General features: G+C 58.3%; 5 protein-coding genes. 1 reads left to right on the top strand and 4 read right to left on the bottom strand.

Going from position 1 to position 6,749, the window contains the following annotated elements; translation table 11 throughout:
• The coding region (locus tag QZZ60_RS09890) for a SpoIIE family protein phosphatase (RefSeq protein ID WP_295640986.1) at positions 1-1,189 on the top strand (1,189 nt) is incomplete at its 5' end.
• A gap of 379 nt (positions 1,190-1,568) precedes the next feature.
• Here the strand turns inward: QZZ60_RS09890 and QZZ60_RS09895 are convergent.
• The 4 genes from QZZ60_RS09895 to QZZ60_RS09910 all read right to left on the bottom strand — a co-directional run.
• Positions 1,569-2,237 (bottom strand): GNAT family N-acetyltransferase, encoded by a 669-nt coding sequence (locus tag QZZ60_RS09895; RefSeq protein ID WP_295640988.1) that lies wholly within the window; start codon positions 2,235-2,237, stop codon positions 1,569-1,571.
• Entirely contained in the window at positions 2,234-3,217 is a 984-nt protein-coding gene (locus tag QZZ60_RS09900) for an alanine racemase (RefSeq protein ID WP_295640990.1), read from the bottom strand. Before QZZ60_RS09900 ends, QZZ60_RS09895 begins: the two co-directional genes overlap by 4 nt.
• The gene (locus QZZ60_RS09905) at positions 3,217-5,559 is read right to left on the bottom strand and encodes an MFS transporter (RefSeq protein ID WP_295640992.1); all 2,343 of its coding nucleotides are present in this window, start codon (positions 5,557-5,559) and stop codon (positions 3,217-3,219) included. Before QZZ60_RS09905 ends, QZZ60_RS09900 begins: the two co-directional genes overlap by 1 nt.
• Positions 5,560-6,749, bottom strand: a 1,190-nt coding sequence (locus QZZ60_RS09910; protein ID WP_295640994.1) for an ABC transporter substrate binding protein, incomplete at its 5' end; no start/stop codon positions are given.

Below are 6,749 nucleotides of genomic sequence, written 5' to 3' on the forward strand. Positions count from 1 at the left end.
GCGTGTGCGCAAAGGGGAGGCTCTGGAAGGGTATACGACGGATCCGGAGAATCCCGTTTTGTACCGGCTGGCTTATTTCAAGGCCATGGACTGGTATGTGACGGCGTCCATACCGCTGAGTGCCATTACCGGTCCTGCGGAAAAGCTGACCCGTCACCTTTTTGTCGTGGCGGCGGTGCTCCTTGGAGCCAGTCTTCTCATCATGCTGGTGCTCACCATGCGCATCATTGCGCCGTTGCGTCTTCTCACCCGCAGGGCGCGGGAAATAGCGAAGGAAGACTTCAGTTCGGAACGCGGCGTAGGATTTGCGGCCGACATTGTCGATGATCTGCCTGTGGACAGAAAGGACGAAGTAGGGCAGCTTGCGGGAGCGTTTGCCCACATGGTGAAGGCTCTGGATGAAAACATTCGTCGGCTTGTGGACACTCTGGCCGTCCGTCAAAGAATGCAGGGCGAGCTGAATGCCGCAAGGGACATTCAGATGGGCATATTGCCCCCTCCGGACGGGGCGCCGAAGAGTCTCGGCTATTCTGCGGCGGCGTTTCTGGAGCCGGCCAAGGAGGTGGGAGGCGATCTGTATGATTTCTTTACCGCTCCCGACGGCAGACAGGCCGTCGTCATAGGCGACGTTTCGGACAAGGGCGTTTCCGCCGCCCTGTTCATGTCCATGACGGTCACGCTGGTTCGTTATGCGCTGGCCGAAGGGCTTTCCTGTTCGGAAGCCATGCTCCGCATCAATGAACGGCTGGCGGAAAACAATCCCAGCTGCATGTTCGTCACGCTGTTCATAGGACTTTTTGATCCGGCAACGGGACGTCTTGACTACGCAAGCGGCGCGCATTGTCCGCCGTTTGTGGTAAGTCAGGATAAAAATGTGCCGATCCGCATGCTTACGGATACCAGCGGGCCGCTTGTCGGAGCCATGCAGGGACTTGATTACGAGGCCTGTCACGCCGAAATTGCCCCGGGAGAATACTGTCTGCTTTATACCGACGGCGTGTCCGAGGCCATGAACGACAAGCTTGAGCTCTTCGGCGAAGAGCGCATAGCCGAGGTCCTGGAGAATCTGCGCGGCGCCTCTCCCGACGAAGTGCTGCACGGCGTCATGCAGGCCATCAAGGCATACAGAAAGGACGCTCCTCAGTCTGATGACATTACCATGCTTTGCTTTCGCCGGGCGTCGGCATAGTGCTTTGCCGATGCTTCGTGGGCCGTCCCGTCGGACTGAGCGGGAGCGCAAAAGATCGTTCCGGCAACGCGAGTTTTCCTTGGCATGCGCCGCGGAGTTGAGGCTGGGCAGCCTGCCGTGACTGTGGAAGCGATTTCGGACGTTTTTTCTCTGCGTGCGCCCATGTCCCGATGCCTCTTGCCCTGAGACTGTAAGCCGTGGAGTCCTGCAACAGACTGCTGTCCTTATGAGGTTGTTTTTGCTGGAGCGGCCGGGGCGTTTCTTCGTCATAAAAAAGAAAGAGCCGGAGCCTCCGAGAGGGAGGAGAAGGAGGCGCATAAAGCGTGCAGATGCCGCCTTCCGGCGGCATCGTCCGGGGAGAAAAAACTGCGTCCATGCATCAGGATGTGATGACAGGTCTGTATTCCACCAGAAAATCCTGACTGTTCGGCTGTGTGCATATGGCCACTCCGGCCATGCCTGCGTTCAGTTGCGCGCGGTGTGCGTTCAGATCCATGGCTCGGACGAAGACGGGGGCTGCGTCCATGGCGGTTCTGTCTCCGTCCATGAGAATGAACCGGGGCTTCCCGCCGTACTTGAAGGCAAAGGCCCGTATGTGCAGGCCGAGATTCAGATGGAGCTTCAGACTGGCGGCGTTCCCCGGCCATACCGTGGCCATGGACAGCGTTCGGCCGCATCCTTCCGTAATGTGCATGTTTTCCCGCACGAGACGCTCCGCCAGTTTTTTCCCCCGTATGTCGGGACGGACAAAGACGGATTCGAGGTGTCGAACGGTCGCCAGTCGCTCCGGGGGCAGAGAGAGCGGGAGCCCGAGATTTTCCGGATCGTCCGCCGCGGGAAAGCGTATGACGCTCGCCCCGGCCAGTTTTCCGTCGGCGTCGAACGCCAGCAAGATGTGACCTGTACCCCGCACGATGGGTTCATAGAACTCTCTTTCGTCCGTGGCGAACATGTCCCGGCAGGGAAGAGCCCGTTCCACCTCATGTTCCAGAAGAACGAGTCCGTCAAGATCATCAGGTCCGGCTGAGCGCAGAAGAAAGTCGTTCATGCTTCCTCCATGGTAATGGGAAGAGCCTGAGAGAAGAGTGCCCGTGAAAGCGCGTGATAGTCCGGTGTGAAGGAAAGCGTCAGTCCTTCGTGAAGCGACTCCGGGCAATCGGTCACGTCGAAGGACGTATAGGCGGAGGAGGCTCCGGCAAAGCTCATGCCGGGCAGGGGAGCCCGGAGACATTCCGGCGCCGTGTGGAAGGTTCCCATGTCGAGAAGAGCCATATGGCGGCCGTTCTTTATTCGGCTTTCCAGAATTTGCGCTTCCAGTTTAAAAGCATCCTGTCCGGTCCCGGGAATGGGACGCCCGGAGAGCGGGTACGTGCCGAGGGTTATGCCGGTGCCGCAGCGGATTTCCCCTATGGAGGAAGGCAGAGAAGACTGAGCCGCAAGTTCCAGCATGTCCGTTCCGCCGGCGGAAACGTCGGCCTCTGCCGTGCAGCAGAGGCGTATGTCCTGCAAAGCCTGAACGGCCTCCTGCAAGCGCCGGATCGAGGGGGCTTCCCTGCTCAGACAGGCAAAGTTTACCGCAAGACCGCGAATGGGTAGGCCCAGGCTTTGCGCGTGTTCACACAGGTCCGGCAGTTCCTCGGCCGGAGCTCCGTCTCTGCCGTCCCCGGCTTCCATGCAGAGGCGGATTTGCGGCGTGTTGCCGTTCAAGCCGCGGGCAAGGGTGCGCATTGTAAAAAGAGAGTCTACGTAAACGCATGAACAGGCGGCAGCCTGTCGGGCAAGCAGGGGCGAAGGCGCATAGACATGGTGTATGTGTATGTCGGCCAGGTCCGGCAGGCGGTGTTTCGGCCAGGCCACAAGCCCGAGGCGTCGCACGGGAGATCCTTTCATGATGTCGGCCGTGAGACGAGGATGAAGCGGAGCCTCCTTGAAGACGAACATGCACATGGCGCCCGCCTGACGGCAGAGATCATGAACGACCATGAGGTTTTTGCGCAGTACGCCGATTTTTATGACAAGACGGGGCATCAGGATTCCTGGGAACCGGAGTTGCGGGTAAGACTGAAAACGATGAAGAGAAGCGCGCAGCATGCGGTGCCGACGGCCAGAATGGTGAGGCCCGTGCGCGCGTTCCATACGGCCATCATGATGCCGAGGCTCAGCGGGCCGAGCACCTGTCCTATGCGCATGGCCACGTTGTAGAATCCCATGGTGCGCGCGCGACCGAAGTGCAGGGCGGCGGGGAGAGAAAGGGCGTAGGGCCCCTGCCCGTTGGCTGCTATGGAGGTGTTGACGGCAAGAAGTGCCACGCTCGTCATGGCAGCGGCAAGGCCGTCGAAGACGAGAAGGGCGGTGACGCTGAGAGAGACGATGATCATGGAAAGAAAAAGCGGCCGCTCCATGTGCCTTGTTCTGTCGAGCAGTGAGCCGAAGGCCGGTCCCGCAAACATGACGATGACACAGTACAGAAGGAAGACTCGGCCTATGGTGGCAGGGGACATGCCGGCCTGACTCAGGGAAAGCGGCATGAAGAACTGGAACAGGCATACCGTTATGAGCGCATTGGGAATGATGAAGAAGAGCAGAAGTGTTCCCATTCGTCTGTCGAAAAGAAAATCCAATGCTTCGCGAAAGGTAAGACGGGAGGAAGTTTCTTCTTCGTTTTGCCACGGTTCTCTGGGCAGCAGACGAAAAAGAACCGTGACGGCAAGTGCAAGCATGGCGGCGGAAGCCGGAAATACGGCCTGGTATCCAAGTCTGTCGGCAATGAGTCCGCCCATGGTGCTGCCGCACAGCGTGCCGGCGTACAGGCCTGCAAACATGAAGGCAAGGTTGCGCGCTCTGCTGTCTTCGGAAGAATGAGCAATGACGAAGACCTGTGCGGAAAGATTGATGAAGCCGTATCCGAGCCCGGACATTCCGCGGGCCAGAACGAAGGGAAGGGCCGAGGACGAGAGCCAGCTTGCGCAGGAGCCTAGACAGGCCAGCGCAAGTCCCGAAAGAAGCATGGGTCTCCAGCCAGACTTCTGACTCCAGAATCCGCCCGCAAACATGGCAAGTCCGGCCATGAAAAGTTCACAGGAGACGGGAAGACCGGAAACCACGTCCGGCGGGAGTCCGAAAAGGTCGAGACCCAGTTCCCCTATGCGGATAGGGACGTAGGACATGGACATTTCCGTAGCAAAAAGACAGGCGAAAATAATGGGCCGCATGAACTCCGGGGATCGGGACATCGCGGTCGTTCCCTTGCGGCTCATGAGCAGCAGAAACAGAAGTTCCGAAAGAAACAGCGCCGCCACCACCGTCATGGTCATGTTGTCCAGCATGACGGAGTGCAGGTTGCTTTCCGCTGCGGCGGGGTTCATGAGAATCTGTATGGTGCCGACGGGAGTCCCGTCGGCAGGATGCCGCATGTTCAGCGTCACCGGGGAGGTCAAGGCGCAGAGCTTCTGCCAGTCCTCTTTCGAGAGCTTTCCCGAGGCGTCCGCGGCCGCGTGCAGCTTTCCGGTACCGTCGAAGACCGCCATGCCCAGCGTGGGAACGTGAGCCTGTCTTGCGGTCATCCACTCTTCCATGCCGTGTATGCCGCTTATAGGCAGACCCATGCCGGCGAGGCGCTCGAGATCCCACGACATCTGTCTTGCAATCTGTGAGCCTGTATGGGTCATTTCTTCGTCATACAGGCGGGAAAGCGGTGAATGGAGCATGCAGAGAATGAAAATTTGCCCGGCGATGAGGGGAATCATGAAGCATACGCGCAGGCGAAGGGAAAAATTTTTGGGAGAGGCATGCTGATGCGGAAAAGCAAACAACTGAAGAAGCAGGGCCAGCAGAATGCACTCGCCCAGCGTCACGCCGCAGAAGAGCAGCATTTGTCCCCGTGCGGCATCGGCCAGCAGCGCGGAAATGCGTGTTTTGTCGAGTGCCATGAAAACGTGGCCGGCAATGAGGCCCTGCCTTCCAGTGATGGGGCAGACCGTCCAGAAGCTGTCGTCCGTGGAAAATTTCTGGACCTGACCGAAGACGGGTTTCGCATCGGAAGGCGTGAGGATGCGGCGTTCTCCGGCTTTTGCCCATTGATAAATGACATTGCCGTCGGTGTCTGCAACCGCGATGTTTTCCGCTTCCGTGCGGGTTTGATACTGAGATAGAAACCGTTCCAGCGTCAGAGGACGGAGGCTTTTGCCCACGCGTACGAGAAGTCCGAGATGATCGGCAATATCCTGACAGACGAGCCCGTTTATCTGAAACACCGGCTCCTGGTATTGTTTATAGAGGGCGGAAAGCATGAGCGTCCCGTACAGAAGCTGTGCGCAGAGCAGTGCGAGAATGCCGCCGACAAAAAGTCTGCGAAGCGGAGGCTGAGGCATTTAATGCACCGCCGGAATCTGCTGGTAAATTTCATCCACGGCGGCAAGAATCTCCAGCGGCGGATTCCAGCCTATGCGCATGGCTGTCTTCAGATTTATCGCCAGTCCCAGTTCCGGTTCAAAGATCTGATTGACCTCGCGTGGCTTTTTGCCGTGGATGACGGCCGCTATGGCATCCGCTTCGAACTGACCGATGTCGGCAAAGCTGGCCTGGGCGAGACTCATGAGCACGCCGTATTCCACAAGCTGGGGGCCGGCCTGAGCAAAGGAGGGAATGCCGGCCTCAATGATGGGCGTCATGAGATCGGGAATTTTTTCCATGGGCGTCGACGTGTAGGTCAGATAGATGGCGTCGGATTCTTTGGACAGCTCTTCCACGCATTGCTTGAGATTGCTGAAGGCCTGGGCGGCATCGGGCAAATCGAGAGGGGCGGAACGCAGCACAAGTTCTATGCCCAGGTCCGCCGCAGTCTGTTCGATTTCGTCCATGGCGGCGGTATTGCGCCCCTCAGGCGTGTCCTCAAAGGGAACGCCGAGTTTTTTAAAATGGAAGATTTCATGAAACATGGAAATCTGACGACGGAATCGTCCGGGTTCAAGCTGAGCGTGTACGTTGTTTTTGCCTGAATCCTCGGCGGACTTCACGATGCCTGCGGAAACGGCGTCGGTCACGCTCATGGAAAAGACCGGAATTCCCAGATCCTCTGAGCTCATGTCGAGCCCGCTCCAGGTACCCATGGCAATGATCATGTCCACGTCCTTGCGATGACGCACACGTTCGATGACGGCATCTTTTATGTGCTGTCTGGCCGTGGTGTCCCAGTCCGCGGAATAATGGCCGTCGCGAAGAAATTTTATGCGTCCATGAGCATTGTCTGCCAGCCATTGCCACATGGCGACGGTCGATTCCGTGTCGGAGGGAATGGCTACCTGACCGTTGTCGATGAGTCCCAGCTTTTCGAGACCTCGAGCGGTCTGGGCAAGGGTCTGCTGGTAGTTGGAAAAAGGTCCGCCTTCCACGTACAGAACTCGCCATGTTTTTTCTTCGGCATGGGCACATTCGCAGCCGGCCAGCCCGCCGCCCAGTACAACAACCTCGGCGCCGACTTTGTCCTTCTCCTTGTAGTAGTTGTTCACAACCACTACATTCGGTCCGGTCAGTCCAAGGATCGGCACGATCAGAGGAGTGG

Origin of the sequence: uncultured Mailhella sp., assembly GCF_905187505.1 — a bacterium.
Taxonomy (GTDB): domain Bacteria; phylum Desulfobacterota; class Desulfovibrionia; order Desulfovibrionales; family Desulfovibrionaceae; genus Mailhella.

What these genes read in the sequence shown, in the direction of transcription:
- QZZ60_RS09895 (WP_295640988.1), bottom strand. Translation starts at nt 2,237, where the DNA reads ATGAACGACTTTCTTCTGCGCTCAGCCGGACCTGATGATCTTGACGGA.
- QZZ60_RS09900 (WP_295640990.1), bottom strand. Translation starts at nt 3,217, where the DNA reads ATGCCCCGTCTTGTCATAAAAATCGGCGTACTGCGCAAAAACCTCATG.
- QZZ60_RS09905 (WP_295640992.1), bottom strand. Translation starts at nt 5,559, where the DNA reads ATGCCTCAGCCTCCGCTTCGCAGACTTTTTGTCGGCGGCATTCTCGCA.